General features: G+C 36.6%; 14 protein-coding genes. 4 read left to right on the top strand and 10 right to left on the bottom strand.

What is annotated here, in order from left to right; translation table 11 throughout:
• The first annotated feature begins 57 nt into the window (after positions 1-57).
• The gene (locus ACQV2T_RS01790; protein WP_428893164.1) at positions 58-1770 is read left to right on the top strand and encodes an Rqc2 family fibronectin-binding protein; all 1713 of its coding nucleotides are present in this window, start codon (positions 58-60) and stop codon (positions 1768-1770) included.
• Between the two features lie 49 nt (positions 1771-1819).
• Here ACQV2T_RS01790 and ACQV2T_RS01785 read toward each other — a convergent pair whose 3' ends face one another.
• Positions 1820-2749 carry a manganese-dependent inorganic pyrophosphatase gene (locus ACQV2T_RS01785; RefSeq protein WP_428873403.1) on the bottom strand — a complete coding sequence of 310 codons (930 nt, stop codon included), beginning with the start codon at positions 2747-2749 and terminating at the stop codon, positions 1820-1822.
• Positions 2750-3375: 626 nt separating this feature from the next.
• Between ACQV2T_RS01785 and ACQV2T_RS01780 the strand changes: the two genes are divergently transcribed.
• Positions 3376-3651: a hypothetical protein gene (locus ACQV2T_RS01780; protein WP_428875200.1), complete on the top strand. Its 276-nt coding sequence runs from the start codon at positions 3376-3378 to the stop codon at positions 3649-3651.
• 164 nt (positions 3652-3815) lie between these two features.
• Positions 3816-4151: a DUF819 family protein gene (locus ACQV2T_RS01775; RefSeq protein ID WP_428875222.1), complete on the top strand. Its 336-nt coding sequence runs from the start codon at positions 3816-3818 to the stop codon at positions 4149-4151.
• A gap of 82 nt (positions 4152-4233) precedes the next feature.
• On the opposite strand, the gene pflA is transcribed toward ACQV2T_RS01775, so the two are convergent.
• The 4 genes from pflA to parE form a co-directional block, all read right to left on the bottom strand.
• A complete protein-coding gene (gene pflA / locus ACQV2T_RS01770; RefSeq protein WP_428891755.1) occupies positions 4234-5004 on the bottom strand; it encodes a pyruvate formate-lyase-activating protein in 771 nt (256 codons plus the stop codon).
• 87 nt (positions 5005-5091) lie between these two features.
• On the bottom strand, positions 5092-7347 hold the full coding sequence (gene pflB, locus ACQV2T_RS01765) for a formate C-acetyltransferase (RefSeq protein WP_428873407.1): 2256 nt from the start codon (positions 7345-7347) through the stop codon (positions 5092-5094).
• A gap of 285 nt (positions 7348-7632) precedes the next feature.
• On the bottom strand, positions 7633-10107 hold the full coding sequence (gene parC / locus ACQV2T_RS01760) for a DNA topoisomerase IV subunit A (protein WP_428875201.1): 2475 nt from the start codon (positions 10105-10107) through the stop codon (positions 7633-7635).
• Positions 10107-12260 (bottom strand): DNA topoisomerase IV subunit B, encoded by a 2154-nt coding sequence (parE, locus tag ACQV2T_RS01755; RefSeq protein ID WP_428893163.1) that lies wholly within the window; start codon positions 12258-12260, stop codon positions 10107-10109. Before parE ends, parC begins: the two co-directional genes overlap by 1 nt.
• 267 nt (positions 12261-12527) lie before the next feature.
• Here parE and plsY point away from each other — a divergent pair, with 267 nt between their 5' ends.
• Complete coding sequence (gene plsY, locus ACQV2T_RS01750) at positions 12528-13136, top strand: glycerol-3-phosphate 1-O-acyltransferase PlsY (RefSeq protein WP_428873410.1); 609 nt, start codon at positions 12528-12530, stop codon at positions 13134-13136.
• Positions 13137-13184: 48 nt separating this feature from the next.
• Here the strand turns inward: plsY and ACQV2T_RS01745 are convergent, their stop codons facing one another.
• From ACQV2T_RS01745 to topA, 5 genes are all read right to left on the bottom strand, one after another.
• Complete coding sequence (locus tag ACQV2T_RS01745; RefSeq protein WP_428873411.1) at positions 13185-14078, bottom strand: aldose 1-epimerase family protein; 894 nt, start codon at positions 14076-14078, stop codon at positions 13185-13187.
• 17 nt (positions 14079-14095) lie between these two features.
• Complete coding sequence (gene hslU, locus ACQV2T_RS01740; RefSeq protein ID WP_428876253.1) at positions 14096-15502, bottom strand: ATP-dependent protease ATPase subunit HslU; 1407 nt, start codon at positions 15500-15502, stop codon at positions 14096-14098.
• A 20-nt stretch (positions 15503-15522) separates the two neighbouring features.
• The gene (gene hslV / locus ACQV2T_RS01735) at positions 15523-16053 is read right to left on the bottom strand and encodes an ATP-dependent protease subunit HslV (protein ID WP_428873413.1); all 531 of its coding nucleotides are present in this window, start codon (positions 16051-16053) and stop codon (positions 15523-15525) included.
• Positions 16054-16989 (bottom strand): tyrosine recombinase XerC, encoded by a 936-nt coding sequence (gene xerC, locus ACQV2T_RS01730; RefSeq protein WP_428893162.1) that lies wholly within the window; start codon positions 16987-16989, stop codon positions 16054-16056.
• Between the two features lie 206 nt (positions 16990-17195).
• Positions 17196-19256 carry a type I DNA topoisomerase gene (gene topA, locus ACQV2T_RS01725; RefSeq protein ID WP_428873415.1) on the bottom strand — a complete coding sequence of 687 codons (2061 nt, stop codon included), beginning with the start codon at positions 19254-19256 and terminating at the stop codon, positions 17196-17198.
• Between the last annotated feature and the right edge of the window lie 162 nt (positions 19257-19418).

The following is a 19418-nucleotide window of genomic DNA, read 5'->3' as shown; positions in this document are numbered from 1 at the left end:
GCTTAAAGGGCCTATTTGTTTTATAATAAATAACAGACATTTTTGAGGAGTGAGACGATGACATTTGACGGATTTTTTACACGAGCTTTAGTAGAAGAGTTACGATCACAATTAAAAGCAGGACGTGTACATAAAATTTACCAACCCTTTGAACAAGAATTACAAATAGTTATACGTGCTAACCGAACCAATCATCGCCTAGCCGCCTCGGTTCACCCGAATTATTTTTCTTTATACTTAACTCAAGAGAAATCAGCCAATCCACAACAGGCCCCTATGTTTTGCATGTTATTAAGAAAATACTTGGAATCTGCCTTCATTATTGATATCAAGCAATATGAGAACGATCGGATTATTGATTTCTATTTTACCGGTCGTGATGAAATAGGTGTTGACCAAGAATACCTGCTAACCTTTGAATTGATGGGGCGACACTCAAATATCCTTCTAGTCGACCAGAATAAACAAACCATTATTGATTGTATTAAGCATGTTCCAGATAGTCAAAACGCTTATCGTTCACTCACTCCAGGAGCAGAATTCAAGCGACCTCCCCGCAACAGACAACAAGTAAACTTATTTGAATTGAATGATTCTCAATTGTTTGAATTTAGTCATCAGAATGAAGCGATTCTAAGAGAAGGGACAGCTTTCCAATGCGTACAAGGAATGGGAAAACTTCTTGCACAAGAGATTGCTTTTTGGATGTCTGATGAAGGTGGGAATCTATCTAGTTTGGCCAGTTTAGAAAGAGTTAAATCAGCCATTGAATTCCCCTCTCCTACTCTTTATCAAACGGAAAAAAATGTTTATTTCTATGCTTTTAAATTGGCAAATTTACCAGGAACAGAAGTGGCCTTCGATTCTCTTTCCGAATTAATTTATGCATATTCTCACCAAAAGGTTCATTTAGATAGGGTCAAGCAATTATCGGGTAATATTATTCATAAATTAAAGCAAGTGATTGATAAAAATCAAAAAAAATTGAAAAAACTTACAATTGACCGACATGTTGCAGCAAATGCTGATGACTATCGCATTAAAGGTGAACTTTTAAATGCCTTTGCCTATCAAATTAATGATAAGGAATACCAGGTGACCTTGGCTAATTTTTATAATAATGACGAGCCAATGGATATCCAATTAAATCCTCGATTAAATGCTGTTGAAAATGCTCAAGTTTACTTTAAAAAGTATCAAAAATATCGGGATGCTCTCAAATATATTAATCGTGAAGAAAGCTTAACCCGCGCTGAGATTGATTATTTAGAAGGTATTTTAGTCCAACTTAAGCAAGCTGATCTTGAAGATGTTGAATCGATTAAGCAAGAATTAATTAATGAAGGCTATGTGGGACAGAAGCCTTCTTCAAGTAAAAAGCGAGCAAAAAACCAATCTAAACCCCGTCGCTTTAAATCTAGTGATGGTGTCATGATTTATGTCGGTAGAAACAATCAACAAAATGACGACTTATCCCTCAAAAAAGCATCTAAAAACCATTGGTGGCTTCATGCAAAGGATATCCCTGGTGCCCACGTTATTATCGAAAGTGATAAACCTAGTGAAGAAACCTTTGTAGAAGCTGCTCAATTAGCGGCCTATTATTCTAAATTTTCACAATCTGCTAATGTGCCTGTTGATTACGTCCAAGTTAAACATTTAAAGAAACCTAACGGTTCTAAACCTGGCTTTGTTATTTATGAAGGCCAAAAAACACTTTATGTGACACCTCAGGCATCTGTTATTAAACGTCTTTCATTAAAAGAATAATGAATTCCAGCCCCCAACTTTAATATAAAGTTGAGGGCTGGAATTCATTTTATTTGTTAAATGCTGCTGTTAATGGAGGAACCACTTGTTTCTTACGTGAAACTACTCCTGGTAAATCAAATTGATGATCTTCAACTTTAGTATTGAAAGCTGCCTCTACAACACTAATATCCGCCCCTACCACCAAACCAATAGAATCGGATTCTAAGACATCCGTAATCACTAGCACATAGAGTTTAAGATTCATTTCTTTTCGCTTATCTTCCATTACTTTTAAAAGATTTTCTTTACGACTTAAAATCTCGTCAAAGCCGATAATGTTTGTCTGACCAATACGAATATTTTGATCGTTCATGACAAAGTTTTTAGCATCCCCATCAACAATTTCCTCATCCGATTGCTTACTAAGATCAGCTCCAGCCTTTAAAAATTCTAAACCATATGATTGAATATCAACTTGGGCTATTTCAGCCAATTTTTCAGCGATTTCCTTGTCTTTTTCGGTTGTTGTTGGAGATTTGAATAACAAGGTATCTGAAATAATAGCAGATAACATCATGCCGGCAATATCTGCTGGAATTTCATAGCCATATTCTTGAAACATCTTATAAAGAATACTGGCTGTTGACCCTAGGGGCTCCGCACGGTAATAAAGAGGCTGAGCTGTATTAAAGCCTGAAATGCGGTGGTGGTCAATGACATAATCAATTTGAACTTGATCAATATCGTCTATTGATTGTTGTGGCTCATTGTGGTCCACTAGAGCAACTTGGCTCACTTCATTAGCAGCTGTATTAATAATTCTTGGTGGTTGGATACCAAATTTTTCTAAAGCAAAAGCTGGCTCACTTGATATTTCACCCAGTGCGACTGCTTCTGCTTGGTGTCCTTCTTGCTTTAAGAAATAGGCAAAAGCGATGGCTGAAGCAATAGTATCTGTATCTGGCTTTTTATGCCCAAAAACTAAGTATTTTGTCATATTTATCCTCCTAAATTAAATTACAGTCTAAGTTTATCACTTTTTAATAAATTTTTGAATCCTTATTGACATAGGATAATTAAAGTAAGTTTTTAAAAAGATAAAAATAATAAATATTTTCAAAAATTTTTACATGATTATTTACTTAGATTATAGGCTTTTGCTTTAATATATATTAGCTATATTGATAATACAATTTAATATTATATTTTTCTACTTATGGTAGAATTATAAAAGAAATAATAAAGGCATGATTGTGTGGATGCGTTTTAACTAGAACTAATGGTCTTATTTTCATTGTTTTATCCATGATCGCAGTTGCGTTATTCTTGCAAAGATACAAAGTTTTTAAATCGTTAGGACCGGTCCTGACTGTTGTTGTAATTGGAATTATTTTTTCTAATACAGGAGTCGTGCCTATCAGTCATAAAGTGTATAGTGCTATAAGTTCACTTCTAGTTCCCGTCAGTATTATTATTTGCATGCTAAGTATGGATTTAGTTGAGTTGAAAAAGTAAAAATCCGGTGATTGCTTTAAGTTCAGGTATTTTATCACTTATGGTGATTGCAACTATCTTAGCCTTCATTTTTCCCCTTATATGGATGAAGGATAAAAGATCGCTGGGATGTTTGTTGCGACCTACACTGGTGGTACTCCTAACTTAACGACTATTGCAACAGTTTTAGATGCTAGTCATCAAACCATTGCGGCTGCTAACGCGTCAGATTACGTTATTGCTACCCCTTTAACAAACTTTATGCTCGCCGCGCCAGCTATGCTTAAAGCTTCAAAAGCTTGGGAAAAGTTTTGGCCTTATCATTTAAGTGAAGAAGAACCTTCAACTAGTGACACGAAAGCATTGATGTCAGATAAAGAGTGGTCCATTAGAGAAACTACTTAGCTATTAACCATTGGTTTTGGTATAAATATTTTGACTACAGCATTTTCAAAAGCTTACATGCCGGAGACTATTTGGAAGGCTGTTCGTTTAATCTTGTTAACGACCGTTTTATCGGTCTAGCTCAATAATAAACTATGTGCTAATTTAGATTTAGGACTCTTCTTATCCTTAATGTTTTTTCAACTATTAGTTTTGCAGTTGACTGGCAGCAATTTGTAGGTTCTACCTTAACCATGACACTTTATGTTTTTCGAATGTTAGTTGGAGGTTTGACTTTACACTTGTTGATCTGTCGTCTATTTAAGATAGAATATGGATACATGATTCTTTCAATTGTTGGTTGTATCGTCGGTGGTCCAACAGCTTCTCTAACAGCAGCAGCAGCTAATTGGAAGTCTCTTATTGATAGTGGTTTAATTTTAGGAGTTTTAGCAGGAGCTGTAGGTAACTATGTAGGTATTGCTGTCGCTTATTTTACAAAATTCTTAGTTGGCGGTTAATTGATCTTATTACTAATTAGAAAAAATTGCTAAAAAAATTCTGTAGCCACCCATTAAATTTGAATGGTTACAGATTTTTTTATTATGATTTTAGGTAGCCGGTATATTCTGCACAGCGCAGTATACGGTTGGCATTTTCGACTCTTTCTTTAGTTGGAGGTTCTACACCTTCTAATTTGTATCGATAGCCTAATGCAGTGTATTTATAAACACCCATCATATGGTAAGGTAAAACTTCAAACTTTAAGACGTTATTTAAACTGGCTACATAATCGGATAAACGGTATAAATATTCATCAAAATCCGTTCTTGTTGGAACCAATACATGACGGATCCAGACGGCTTTATTAATATCTGATAAATAGCGTGACATTTCAAGAATATTATCATTTGGATGGCCGGTTAGTTTAATATGGCCTTGACGATCGATATGTTTTATATCAAACAAAAGCAGATCCGTATACATCATCAGTTCTTGAAATTTACTAAAAAAAGGCTCTTCATAAGTGAAAGGCTGGCCACAAGTATCTATGGTTGTATGTACTCCATTGGCCTTACATATTTTGAAATATTCGATTAAAAAATCCATCTGTAATAAGGGTTCCCCACCTGATACAGTGACTCCCCCTTCATTTCCCCAGAAAGCACGATACTGAATGGCTTCATTAAATAAGTCTTGTGGGCTGTATTCCTTGCCACCCGTCATCTTCCAAGTATCTGGGTTATGGCAAAATTCACATCGCATTCGACAACCTTGCATAAAAGATATAAAGCGAATACCCGGTCCATCAACTGAACCAAAACTTTCTGTGGAGTGAACATAGCCTTTAATTACTTGTGCTACTTCTGACATTTCAATTCCTCCATCTAACTTTTAGAAAAAGGAACTGAAATAAAATTCAGTCCCTTTTTCTGAAGTTTTTAATTAATTGTTTAAAGTTTACATTGAAGCGTGCATTGTACGGTTAATAACGTCTAATTGTTGTTCGCGTGTTAGCTTGATAAAGTTTACAGCATAACCTGATACACGGATTGTTAATTGTGGATACTCTTCAGGATGTTCCATCGCATCTAATAAGGTGTCACGGTTAAAGACGTTGACATTTAAGTGATGTCCACCACTTGTCGAGTAACCATCTAACATATTAGCTAGGTTAGCTTTTTGAGTGGCTTCTTCTTTACCAAGCGCTTTAGGAATAATTGAGAAGGTATTGGAAATACCATCTAAAGCGTACTCATAAGGTACTTTAGCCACAGAAAGTAAAGAAGCTAAAGCACCATGGGTATCGCGACCATGCATTGGGTTAGCCCCTGGTGCAAATGGTTCTCCTGCACGACGTCCGTCCGGTGTATTACCAGTTTTCTTTCCATAAACAACGTTTGAAGTAATAGTTAAAATTGAAGTTGTTTGTAATGAATCACGGTAAGTTTTATGTTTACGAACTTTTGTCATAAAGTTCTTCAATAATTCTACAGCAATTTGATCCGCACGATCATCATTATTTCCATATTTAGGAAAATCTCCATCAATTTCGTAGTCAATCACTAAACCATTTTCATCACGAATTGTTTTAACTTTAGCATACTTAATTGCAGATAGAGAATCTACTGCAACTGAGAAACCTGCAATACCAGTTGCCATTGTACGAAGAACTTTTGTATCGTGTAAAGCCATTTCTAATGATTCGTAAGAATACTTATCATGCATATAGTGGATGATATTTAAAGTATTTACATATAACTCAACAATCCATTCCATCATATCATCATATTTAGCCAAAACTTCATCGTAATCTAAATATTCAGATGTAATTGGCGCATATTGAGGGCCAACTTGCGCTTTAGATTTTTCATCTACCCCACCATTAATGGCATAAAGTAATGTCTTAGCAAGGTTAGCACGCGCTCCAAAGAATTGCATTTGTTTACCTACACGCATAGCAGACACACAACACGCGATCGCATAATCATCACCATATTCTGGACGCATGATCTCATCGTTTTCATACTGAATAGCAGAAGATATAATCGACATTTTAGCTGCATATTCTTTAAAGGCTTGAGGTAATGATGGTGACCAAAGAATTGTTAGGTTTGGTTCCGGAGCCGGACCTAAGTTTGTTAAGGTATGTAAGAAACGGAAAGAGTTCTTAGTAACAAGTGGGCGTCCATCTAAACCTATACCAGCGATTGATTCTGTTACCCAAGTTGGGTCACCAGAGAATAATTCATTGTATTCTGGTGTACGTGCAAATTTAACCAAACGTAATTTCATCACGAAATGATCAACTAACTCTTGTGCTTCGACTTCAGTCAATGTGCCCTTAGCTAGGTCACGTTCGATATAAATATCTAAGAAAGTAGAAGTACGTCCTAATGACATAGCCGCTCCATTTTGTTGCTTAACGGCAGCTAAATAGCCTAAGTATAACCATTGGAAAGCTTCTTTTGCATTCTCAGCTGGACGTGAAATATCAAAGCCATAAATTTCGCCTAATTCTTTTAATTCTTGTAAAGCACGGTATTGTTCAGTAACTTCTTCACGTAATTGAATCACATCGTTATCCATTGTACCATTTCCGATGTTAGCAAAATCTTTTTGCTTTTCTTCCATCAAACGCTCTACCCCGTATAAGGCTACACGACGGTAGTCACCAATAATACGACCACGGCCATATGCATCAGGAAGACCGGTAATAACACCAGAGCGGCGAGCAGCGCGCATTTCTGGGGTATAGACATCAAAAACACCTTGATTATGAGTTTTACGGTATTGTGTAAAGATATGTTCTGTTTCTGGATCTAACTCATAGCCATAAGCTTCTAAGGAATTCTTAGACATACGAATTCCACCGTAAGGTTGTAAGCTACGTTTAAAAGGAGCATCTGTTTGGAAACCAACGACTGCTTCTTTGTCTTTATCTAAATAACCTGCTTGATGAGAAGTGATAGAAGAAACTACTTTAGTATCCATATCAAGAACGCCACCTGCTTCCCGTTCTTTTTTATTAAGGTCCATCACTTGGTCCCAAAGATCTTTTGTATTTTGTGTAGCATCTGCTAGGAAACTTTCATCCCCTTCATATAAGGCATAGTTTTCTTGAATAAAATCACGAACATCGATTTCTTTTTGCCATTTGCTTCCTTGAAAGCCATCCCATGCTTTATTTAATTCGGTTTTATTTGCAATTTCCATTTTAATTCTCCTTTTTTAAAATGATCCGACAATTTCTACACCCATAATATAACACAAGAAAAGTTCAATGTAAACAGTTATTGTGAATTATATAATTAGCGTTAAGCTTTACATATCAGTGTTTTGTTAGAAAAAACAAAATAATAGAGTGTATTCTGTGCTCATTGTAGCAATAAGATTATAACAGTTGTTTGCTTTCTGTTTTTTTCTTTTAGTACACAGAGTTTTAGTTGTTGATTTTGTAAATAAAAAACAAGCATCTGGTTCAGATACTTGTTTTTTATCTTATTCTTCATCTAACATTTTCAAGCGTGCAGGATGGATGTCTATCACCTTACCTAGTTGATCAAGCTCAACAATCTGACTGCCATTATTCTGGCGTTTACTAATATTGATATCAAAAGCCATCATCTCTAATGATTTACCGGTATCCCCTTGAATAATAATCGGTATATTCCCTTTTTGTAAGGCTAAAGCTTTTAAAATCCGATGGGGATTTGATTTTATTTCTTTTAGAATGAGCGTTCCAACACTGGCGCGATTAGCACTAGCCAGTTCTTCACTATCCATTCGTTTAAGATTTCCTCGATTGGTTAATAAGAAGACTTGTGGTCTTGAAGCTGCTTGATCGATTAAGAGCATCGATACAAGATAATCATCCTTTTTCAGTTTCATACCTACGACCCCTTGTGCTTTTAGTCCTTGAATTGAAACTTGTTCTAAATCAAACCGTAAACCGTAGGAGCGGTGGGTCATACTGGCGATTTGATAGTTCTTGTCTGCTTTAGCTAATCGAGCTGCTACTAATTGATCGTGGTCATCTTGCAATTTAATTGCAGTCATTGTCCGAGTTTTATAGGATCGATAAGTTGAGAATTCTGATAAGAGGGTTTGTTTAATGCGACCTGCTTGTGTCATCATGACAATTCGGTCTTCACTCGGATTATCCGAAGCTTTTTGCGCAAACACCGCAATGATGGACTCCTCTTTATCTAATTGATATTGCTGAGACCAATGTAAACCCAGATCTTTCCAACGAATGTCTGGTAATTCGTGAACAGGTAAATGAATATAATTACCTTTAGATGTGATAATCACAATCGCATCATGAGTCGAGAGTTCTTGAACAAATAATGGATAGTCTAAATCTCTAGATCCTAAATCAGTGGAATCGGAAGCCGTAAATGACCTAACCGAAGTACGTTTCAAGTATCCTTCCTTAGTCACAGACACATAGACTTGCTCTTGTGGGATTAAAAGAGTCTTTTCCAAGGTAATTTCTTCCACTTCCTCTTCTAATTGACTCATTCTCAAACTATTAAACTTTTTCTTAATTTCCTTTAATTCCTTAACCAAAACCTTGTCTAAAGTACTGGCATTAGAAAGGATATTCTCGTACATATGGATTCTTTCGTTAAGTTCAAATTTTTCTTTTTGTAGGCCAACAATATCCGTATTAGTTAAACGGTATAACTGTAAGGAAACAATTGCTTCAGCCTGTGCCATTGAAAAATTATATTGTTGGTGTAAATTATCTTTAGCATTGGCCTTGTTTTCAGATTGGCGAATAGTGGTAATTACTTCATCTAAAATAGAAATAACTCGGATTAAGCCATCAACAATATGAAGACGGTCTTGATCTTTCTTAAGAAGAAATTGAGTTCTTCGACGAATAATGTCTTTTTGATGGTCAAGGTAAGCTTGTAACATTTTTTCTAAGGAACAAAGGACTGGTCGACGATCGTGAATGGCTATCATATTGAAGTGATAATTTACTTGTAAATCGGTGTTTTTATAGAGGTAAGCAAGAATTGGTTCGACCTCTACATCTCTTTTTAGTTCAATGACTAATGAAACACCATTAATATCTGAATCATCGCGAACATCAGCAATCCCTTCTAGCTTTTTAGAAAGACGTATTTCATCTAATTTTTGAATAAGTTTGCCTTTATTAACGTCATAGGGTACTTCACTCACAACAATTTGAGACTTACCACCCTTTAATTTTTCAACTTCTAATTTAGATCGAATAACAACTTTACCTTGACCCGTTTGATAGGCTTCTTTAATGCCCGCTTTACCTTGGATAATACCACCCGTTGGAAAATCTGGTCCTGGTAAATACTTCATTAACTGGTCGACACTGATTTTATCGGGATGCTTAATCATATAAATTAAAGCGTCAATGACTTCCCCTAAGTTGTGTGGAGGAATATCGGTTGCATAACCTGCTGAAATACCGGTTGCGCCATTCACTAGTAGATTAGGAAAGCGAGCGGGTAAAACACGAGGTTCTTCAATGGTATCATCAAAGTTCAGAATCCAATCGACTGTTTGAGAATGGATATCTCTTAAGAGTTCCATGGCGATACTTGAAAGCCTAGCTTCTGTATAACGCATTGCTGCAGCTGGGTCGCCATCCATGGAACCATTATTACCGTGCATGTCGATCAAAGGTTGGCGGTTTTTCCAACTTTGAGACATACGAACCATGGCCTCATAAACCGATGAATCTCCATGTGGATGATAATTACCGATCACATTCCCCACTGTTTTGGCTGATTTGCGATAAGCTTTTTCAGCAGTATTTCCTTCGGCAAACATAGCATATAAAATACGTCTTTGAACGGGTTTTAAACCATCGCGAATATCGGGTAACGCTCTATCTTGAATAATATACTTGGAATAGCGACCAAATCGATCACCGATAACCGATGAAAAATTTAATTCTTGGACTCCTTTATTTTCTAGTTCAGTCATTATAAATCACCTCCAAATAAATCAATTTGTCCATTTTCATCCACTAAATCCTTACTTGGATTTTCATTAAGGTCAGTAGACGGCTCTTTTTTTGATAGCGTATTTTTTGTTTTCGCAGATGCTTTTGAAGCTGGGTTTTTAGCCACTAACAAGGCTTCCTTGTCTTCTTGTGCTAGAGAGTGGTTGGTTTGGGTGTTTTCTTTTAATAGAGAATCTTCTTCATCCATGGTAAATTGAACATTTTTTTCAATCCATTTACGGCGAGGATCTACTTTACTACCCATTAAAGTCGATAAACGCTTTTCGGATAACGAATCATCGTCAAGAGTTACTCTTATCAATAAGCGTGAGGAAGGATTCATAGTCGTATGCCATAATTGATCCGCATTCATCTCTCCGAGCCCCTTATAACGTTGTAAGATGTAGCCTGGTCCCACTGCTTTAATTTTTGCTTGTAGTTCTTCATCTGTCCAAGCGTATTCGATTCTTTCATTCTTACCTTTTCCCTTTGATACCTTATATAGAGGCGGCATGGCCAAATAGACCTTGCCTGCTTCAATCAATGGCTTCATATAGCGGTAGAAGAAAGTTAAAAGCAGTACTTGAATGTGAGCACCATCCGTATCCGCATCCGTCATAATGACCACTTTATCATAGTTAGCAGCTTTAATATCAAAATCAGCCCCTACCCCTGCACCAATTGTGTAGATGAGGGTATTAATTTCTTCATTTTTCATAATATCGCTTAAAGATGCTTTTTCAGTGTTGATGACCTTACCTCTTAAAGGCAATATGGCTTGAAATTTACGATCACGCCCTAATTTAGCTGAGCCACCGGCCGAATCTCCCTCCACGATATAAAGTTCATTCTTTGAAGCATCTTTTGACTGGGCCTTAGTAAGCTTACCTGAAATTAAGCGTTCTTGTTGTTTATTAGAGTTAGAAGAACGTGAAGCCTCACGCGCTTTGCGAGCAGCTTCTCGTGTTTGTCTAGCCTTTAAAGCTTTTCTTAAAATAGTTTGCGCCCAATTACCGTTTTCTGCTAAATAATAACCTAAGTGCTCTGTTACAAAAGATTCAACAATGGTACGTGCCTTTGGACTTCCTAATTTGTCCTTCGTCTGTCCTTCAAATTGTAGATATTGCTCAGGAATACGAACCGATACAATGGCTGCCAGTCCTTCCCGGATATCGGACCCTTCTAAATTTTTATCCTTTTCTTTAATCAAACTCATTTTACGACCGTAGTCATTAAATACCTTGGTAATAGCTGTCTTCATGGCCGTTTCATGCGTGCCTCCACCATTGGTACGAACATTATTAGCAAAAGAAAGAATGGTTTCTGAATAACCATCATTATACTGCATGGCAAAATCAATCTCAAAATCTTCTGATTGGCTTGAAAAAGCCACCACATTTCCCATGACTTCTTTATCTTCATTAAGATATTGAATAAAATCTTGTAAACCATCTTCATAATGAAAAGTCTCTGAAATGTCTTTTCTTTGATCATGAATTTCAATGGTAATTCCTTTTAAAAGGAAGGCTGACTCTCTCAGCCTTTCGGAAATGGTTTCATAGTTAATGGCAGAAGATCCAAATATTTTTTCATCCGGCATAAAATGAACACTTGTACCAGTGTCTGATTGATTATTGTGCTTAGTCTTTTTTAAAGAGCTGGCAGGACGTCCGCCCTCTTCAAACCGCATATGGTATTGGTATCCCTCTCGAATAACCGTCACTTCCAACCATGAAGATAAAGCATTTACGACCGAGGCTCCTACTCCATGAAGCCCTCCAGCGGATTTATATCCACCTTGGCCAAACTTTCCACCAGCATGTAATACAGTGAAAATAACTTGAACCGTAGGAACCCCTGAAGCATGCCTACCAATCGGCATGCCCCGGCCATTATCAGTAATGCGAATCGAGCCATCTGCTTCTAAAGACACAACAATTCGATTTGCAAAACCTGATAGAGCTTCATCTACAGAATTATCAACAATTTCATAAATAAGATGGTGAAGGCCCTTTTGATCAGTCGATCCGATATACATACCCGGTCTTTTTCTTACGGCTTCTAGACCTTCTAATATCTGAATGGCATCATCATTATAATTGCTTAAATTCACTTTAGAATTTTTGTTTGCCATTTTCTCACCCTTTTAATGTTATTTAATAAGAAATAGTCATGCGTTTTTTGAATAATCTTTTAACAATAGTATCTATTCAGTATAAAGGCTCTATTTCCCAACTCTATTATCATAGCAGAATAAATCCTGCTTTGACACTTTTGATTTACTTAAAGTTGTTTTGATGCCTAAAAGTCAAAAATATTGCATTTTTATAATTAAGAAATTCGCTTGGTGAAAATTATTCAATCATGTTAGAATGAAGATAGTAAACTAGGAGGTTAATAAATGTTAGCTATCTTAATGATTATTGTCGGATACTTGGCGGGATCGATTCCCTCAGGTGTCTGGTATTCAAAATATATCCACAATATCGATGTTCGGACCCTCGGTTCAGGCAATTCTGGTGGTACGAATATCGGCAGAAATTTTGGACCGATTGCAGCCATTGTAGTTATTATTGTGGATATTTTAAAGGGCTATCTTCCAGTTTTAATGGCCCAACAGCTCTTAGGCTCGGATAGTGATTTAGCTATTATGCTAACGGCTATTGCTGCTGTTCTGGGACATGCCTATCCAATTTTCAGTCAATTCCGTGGTGGAAAAATCGTTGCGACATCGGTAGGTGTACTATTGGCATTTAACTTTTATATTGCTTTAGCCATGGTCGCTCTCTTTATAACCATTCTCTTATTGACATCAATTGTGAGTATTGCTGCCATGACCTCTTTTTTGCTGGTCGCTATTTGGATTATTCTACGAGAACCTTTAGTATATTCTTGGGGCTTTGCCTTTATGGCTGTTTTGATGGTCTATCGTCATCGAGAGAATATTCAAAGACTGCTTAAAGGAGAAGAAAGTCGAGTGACCTTCGGTTTAAATCCTAGAAAAAAATAAATTAAAATAGCTAAGGCATTTTCCTTAGCTATTTTTATCTTTTTAATTTTATTCACCCTTGAAAAATTCCATCGTCAAATCATGAGTACTGATGGATTGGGGGGCTAAACTATGAATTCCCCGTTTATGCTTAAATAGCTCAGGCTCATTGGCAATATCCGGTAAGCCAGACCATGCTTCTACGGCTAAGAAAGGAGCTCGCTTAGGATAAGGAGACCATAAAGCAACATAGTCAAAGCCAATAGAACGAAATTTAATTTCAACATCATTAATAGCATCCATTAAGATAAGTTCAGCTTTTTCACTTACTTGATAGATTAAGGCATCATTTCTAAATTGTTTGTGACGCAGCTTTTGATTAATCACTTCTGTATACTTAGCTCTTTCTAAGTTGACTAGGCCATCATTATTAGTTTGTAAGAGATAATAATACCCTTCTGGATTTAATTGGTAACTTACTTGATTGAATTCCGGATAATTTCTTCCTACTGTATGTGGGAGATTAAAGGCCGGATGATAACCCACTGAATAATATAAAGGTTTTTCAAGTGAAGGATTATAAACTTCAAAAGTAATTGTTAACTTATGATCATATAAAACATAATTAACCTGAAGCGAAAATTCAAAGGGATAGGATTCTAGCGTGTTTTTATTGTTTTTTAAGTAAAAACTTGCAGAAGATTCGGTTTGACTTTGAACAGTAAAGGTATAATCTCTAGCAAACCCATGGCGACTCATTTGGTAGAATTTTCCACCATAAAGATACTGATCATCCTGTAGGCGCCCAACGATGGGAAAAAGGATGGGGGCACTGCGAGACCAATAGAAAGGGTCTGCTTGCCAGAGAAATTCATAGTCTGTCTTTAGATCAGTAATTGACTGGACTTCTGCCCCATTCTCAGTTATCTCCACTTTTAAAAAACTATTTTGAATGGTTACCATAGGCTTCACCCATTTCTTTATAAGATATAGTGGCTAAGATCTTGATTCTCAACCTTATCTGCTAATTTATCATCGACGTATTTTTCAGTAATTTCAATTACCATTGGTGTGTCTGCTGCTTCAAATAATAAATCTTCTAAAACTGTCTCAATAATCGTATGTAGGCGTCTTGCTCCAATATTATCTGTATTGCGGTTTAAGGTTTCCGCATAGTAGGCCATTTTCTGAACTGCTTCATCGCTAAAGTTAACAGTCACCTCTTCAGTAGCTAAAAGGGCCTGATATTGGATAAGTAAGGCATTTTTAGGTTCGGTTAGAATTTTAACAAAATCGTCAGCGGTTAAGTCCTGAAGATTGACTCGAATGGGAAAGCGTCCTTGTAACTCTGGAATTAAATCAGAAGGTTTAGCAACATGGAAAGCACCTGATCCCACAAAGAGAATATGATCAGACTTTATAATACCGTATTTGGTTTGAATTTGACTACCTTCAACGATTGGTAAAATATCACGCTGAACACCCTGTCTTGAAACTTCTCCCGATTGATTACTTGAAGAGGCAATTTTATCTAACTCATCAATAAAAATAATACCGTTTTTCTCAGCTAGTTTTAAGCCTTTTTGATGAATATCCTCTTCGTTTACCAATTTGTCTGCTTCGTCTACTGTTAATAACTTAAGCGCTTCTTTGACAGTCACTGTACGCTGAATCATTTTCTTCGGTCTTAAAGCGTTGAGGGATTCTTGCATATCCATCATTTGCTCCATAGCAGGATTAAGTGAGTTTAACTGTAGTTTCTTTTCTTCCATTTCAATAGTCACTTCTTGTTTATCCAACACACCCTCACGAATTTGCTGGCGAATATGACGACGGTTGGAAGCCACTTCTTCCGTCACTTCTTCTTTTTCTGCTTCTACTTCACCACGCATTTGGCGCATAAAAGCTTCCATATCTGGCAAGACGAAGCCACCGGCATTGTTAGGATCTTTTTTTACTTCCTTCTTTTTCTTCTTACCAGGGACTAGTGCTTTAGCAATTCGATCAATTGCTTTTTCACGTGCTTCATCTTCAACCTCTTGGCGCATTTCATCACGAACGATACGAATTGCTTGCTCTACCAAGTCTCTGACCATTGATTCTACATCACGACCAACATAACCAACTTCGGTATACTTAGTGGCCTCCACCTTTAAAAAAGGGGCCTTAATAATCTTGGCTAGACGTCTAGCAATTTCTGTTTTTCCAACTCCGGTTGGACCAATCATTAATAAATTTTTAGGTTTTACTTCATCTTGCATTTCAGCTTCAAGGCGTAACCGTCTTTGTCTATTTCGAATAGCAACGGCTATTGAACGTTTGGCTTCTGCTTGACCAATGATATATTTATCTAATTCTGCAACTAATTGTCTGGGACTTAATTCCATTCTTACATTCTCCTTTAAATCTAGGATTCAAAACTTTCGACCATGATTTGTTTATTAGTATAAACATCAATTTCTGCAGCAATTTCTAGGGCTTGAGAAACGATCTCTTTTGCACTTAATTGCTCACTTGTTCTAAGCATGGCTCTAGCTGCTGCCAAGGCATAATTGCCCCCCGAACCGATGGTTAAAATACCGTCATCCGGTTCGATAACTTCTCCCGTGCCGGATACTAATAAGAGACTTTCTTTATTCATAACGATTAAAAGGGCTTCTAACTTTTGTAAAGAGCGATCTGTCCGCCATTGTTTGGCTACTTCTACAGCTGCTCGAGTTAATTGGCCTTGATGGGCTTGTAACTTCGTTTCAAACATTTCTGACAAGGTAATAGCATCAGCAACTCCTCCGGCAAATCCAATAACCACTTGATCGTTAAAAATTCTACGAAGCTTGCGGGCACCACCTTTCATAATGACCGTTTCTCCCATTGTGACTTGACCATCTCCCGCCATTGCTAATTTATTATCTTTTTTAACTGCACATATTGTTGTCATTTATTCTTCCTCCTGCTTCTTTCTACGAGCTCTCGGATGAGCTTTTAAGTATTCTGATCGCATTTTATCGCCGGTTATATGGGTATATATTTGTGTAGAAGATAAATTCTCATGGCCTAGGAGTTCTTGGACGGAACGTAAATCTGCCCCACGATTTAATAGATGGGTCGCATAAGAATGTCTCAATTTATGGGGATTAATCTTTAAATTAAGCTGACTTTCTTCTACTATTTTTTGTAAAATATGGCGCACTTGATCAGGGTTAATTGCTTTCCCTTTTTCCGATAAGAATAATATATCATTATTTCTTTGATTCTGCATGGACCATTTACTTAATAACTCTTTACGCTCCGTTTCAATATAATCTTTTAAAGCTCGCATAGCTGGATCTCCAAAAGGGACAATTCGTTCCTTATTCCCCTTGCCGAACACACGTAGAATTTGCAAGGAAAAATCAAGTTGGTCTAGTCTTATCTGACAGCATTCTGAAACGCGGATACCCGTTGCATACATCAATTCAAGGATGGCGAGGTTTCGCTTGGGATAATCTAAAAGACTAGTTTTAGCTACTTTAATGAGACTTTCAATTTCATTTTCATAGAAAAAAGAGGGTAAATGAGTCTCTTTTGCTTTATAAGTAATTAACTCCATTGGATCTTGGTCAATCCAATGCCGACGCAAACAATAATTAAAAAAAGAACGTAAAGAGGATAATTTTCTGGCAATCGTTTTGGGATTAAGCGAGCGTTCGTTTAGATAGGCTAAATAAAGCCTTAAATCTTGATAGGAAATTTGCTCTAAGCTAACTTCTCCTGAACTTTTAATAAAAAGCCAGAATTGGTTCAGATCTCTTTGGTAGGCGATGACTGTATGTTGAGAATAACGACGTTCGTTCAATAAATAATTCAAAAAATTAATAATCTTATCCTGCATCATTTATCACCTCAATTTCCTCTTTTTTTATTATACCTTTTCTTTGAATTCATAGCCAATTAAGCGCCATATTCAAAATGCAGGCTAAAAGTAAATTTTATAGTTCAGTTAATATTGCTAAATAGATAAAAAACCGAACACTCACAAAACTGTGAAGCATTCGGTTTTAGCTAAATTGATTGATTTAAAGAAGTTTTTTTAAAATTCGCTTAGCTTTCTATGGCTTCAGTATAATCACAAGAAGAACATTGAACTTGCTTGCCTTTACGAGATTTCTTTTCGATAAGATACTCATTACATTTTGGACAATTACGACCGATTGGTTTGTCCCAAGAAACGAATTCACATTCTGGATATCTTGAACACCCATAAAATATTCGGTTCTTCTTCGATTTTCTTTCGATAATTTCGCCCTCTTTGCATGTAGGACATTTTACACCAATTTCTTTGACGATGGCTTCAGTATGACGGCATTCTGGAAAATTGGAGCAGGCATAAAACTTACCATAGCGACCAATTTTGATGACCATTGGATTGCCACACTCTGGGCAGTCAAAACCAGCTGGTTCATTTTTTATCTCAATTTTTTCCATCTCTTCTTCTGCCTTGTCTAAATCTTTAGCGAAAATCTGATAAAAGTCATTCAGAACTTTCTGCCATTCTACTTTATTTTCCTCGATTTGGTCAAGTTTATTTTCCATCCCAGCTGTAAATTCAGAATCAACAATATCTGGAAAGTAAATTTCCATCATGTCATTGACAATTTCTCCTAGTTCTGTCGGCGTAAAACGTTTAGCTTCCATTTTAACATAGTAGCGTTTACGCAAGGTTTCTAAGGTTGGTGCGTAAGTGGAAGGTCGCCCAATCCCCAACTCTTCAAGCATTTTAACTAAGCTGGCTTCATTATAGCGTGCTGGTGGTTGAGTAAAATGCTGACTTGGATCAATCTTTTCAGCTGTAACTGCATCTCCTTCTTTCAAAGCTGGCAGATAGTTATCTTTATCTGATTTACTTGGATAAACTTTCAAGAAGCCTTCAAATTTAATGCGTGAACCATTCGCACGAAAGAGAACATCATTTTGAATGATATCTGCTTTAATTGTATCATAGACGGCATTTGACATTTGTGAAGCCACAAAGCGTGCCCATATTAAAGCATAGAGACGGAATTGGTCCTTAGTTAATGAATCTTTAATCGATTCGGGTGTTAAACTGACATTTGAGGGACGTATAGCTTCATGAGCATCCTGAGCCCCTGCTTTATTATTCACCTTATGTCCTGCTCCCAAATACTGCTCACCATAGGTATCTTTAATAAAATCTCCTGCCATCTTTTTGGCTGTTGGTGAAATTCGAGTCGAATCGGTACGCATATAAGTAATCAAGCCGATGGTGTTACGACGAATAGATATGCCTTCATAAAGCTGCTGAGCAATCATCATGGTTTTGCCGGTACGGAAATTCAAACGATTGGCAGCATCTTGCTGCAAGGTAGAGGTAGTAAACGGTGCATTGGGCTTACGAAAACGTTCTTTTTCAGTAATTGATTGAATATTAAATTCACCTTTAAGGTCAAGACGTTTCATAACTTGATCAACTTGCTCTTTATTCTTGAGCTCAGTTTTTTTACCGTCTAGTCCATAGAATTCTGCTTCAAATTTCGACCGTCCTTTTTTAAAGTTCGCTGGAATTTTCCAATATTCTTCTGGTTTAAATTGGCGGATTTTCTTTTCACGGTCAATAATTAGTTTTAAAGTGGTCGATTGAACACGCCCTGCTGATAAACCACCTTTAATCTTCTTCCATAATAAAGGTGAGATAGAATAACCCACTATTCGGTCTAAAATTCTTCTTGCTTGTTGAGAATCCACTAAGTCTTGATCGATTTGTCGTGGTTGCTTAAATGCTTCTTTAACCGATTCTTTAGTAATCTCATTAAATACTACACGGTTAGCCGCTTGCGGATCTAATTTTAATAGATAGGAAAGATGCCAAGCAATTGCTTCTCCTTCACGGTCCGGGTCACTTGCTAAATAGACTTTTTCAGCCTTATTGGCTAATTTTCTAAGCTCCTTAATGGTATCGCCTCTGCCCCTAATTGAAATATAATGCGGTTCAAAATTATTTTCTAAGTCAATGCCCATTCGTGATTTCGGTAGATCTCTGAGATGACCTTTTGAAGCAACGACTTTATAATTTTTGCCTAAATATTTATCAATAGTTTTGGCTTTGGTTGGTGATTCGACTATGACGAGATATTTATAGGCCAAGTAACAATCACTCCCTTTCTTATTCCTTTGCTCACATGCAAAATCGTAACAATCTTATGCTAAACTTTCAATTATGTCAATGAATACTCTTTATTTTATCTTTTGCCGTGTTAAACGTAAATGATAATGTCTCAAGAGAACACAAATCAAAATGTCCCACTA

Source organism: Facklamia sp. P13069 (assembly GCF_050409405.1).
Taxonomy (GTDB): Bacteria; Bacillota; Bacilli; order Lactobacillales; family Aerococcaceae; genus Facklamia.
Note: the sequence above shows the minus strand (reverse complement) of the source record. Positions and strands in the feature narration are given on the sequence as shown.

Excerpts from the sequence above, each read along its gene's own strand:
- parC (WP_428875201.1), bottom strand. The coding sequence starts at position 10,107 with ATGACTGAACTAGAAAATAAAGGAGTCCAAGAATTAAATTTTTCATCG.
- pflA (WP_428891755.1), bottom strand. The coding sequence starts at position 5,004 with ATGTCAGAAGTAGCACAAGTAATTAAAGGCTATGTTCACTCCACAGAA.
- hslV (WP_428873413.1), bottom strand. The coding sequence starts at position 16,053 with ATGACAACAATATGTGCAGTTAAAAAAGATAATAAATTAGCAATGGCG.
- plsY (WP_428873410.1), top strand. The coding sequence starts at position 12,528 with ATGTTAGCTATCTTAATGATTATTGTCGGATACTTGGCGGGATCGATT.
- ACQV2T_RS01745 (WP_428873411.1), bottom strand. The coding sequence starts at position 14,078 with ATGGTAACCATTCAAAATAGTTTTTTAAAAGTGGAGATAACTGAGAAT.
- xerC (WP_428893162.1), bottom strand. The coding sequence starts at position 16,989 with ATGATGCAGGATAAGATTATTAATTTTTTGAATTATTTATTGAACGAA.
- pflB (WP_428873407.1), bottom strand. The coding sequence starts at position 7,347 with ATGGAAATTGCAAATAAAACCGAATTAAATAAAGCATGGGATGGCTTT.
- hslU (WP_428876253.1), bottom strand. The coding sequence starts at position 15,502 with ATGGAATTAAGTCCCAGACAATTAGTTGCAGAATTAGATAAATATATC.
- ACQV2T_RS01790 (WP_428893164.1), top strand. The coding sequence starts at position 58 with ATGACATTTGACGGATTTTTTACACGAGCTTTAGTAGAAGAGTTACGA.
- parE (WP_428893163.1), bottom strand. The coding sequence starts at position 12,260 with ATGGCAAACAAAAATTCTAAAGTGAATTTAAGCAATTATAATGATGAT.
- ACQV2T_RS01780 (WP_428875200.1), top strand. The coding sequence starts at position 3,376 with ATGTTTGTTGCGACCTACACTGGTGGTACTCCTAACTTAACGACTATT.
- ACQV2T_RS01785 (WP_428873403.1), bottom strand. The coding sequence starts at position 2,749 with ATGACAAAATACTTAGTTTTTGGGCATAAAAAGCCAGATACAGATACT.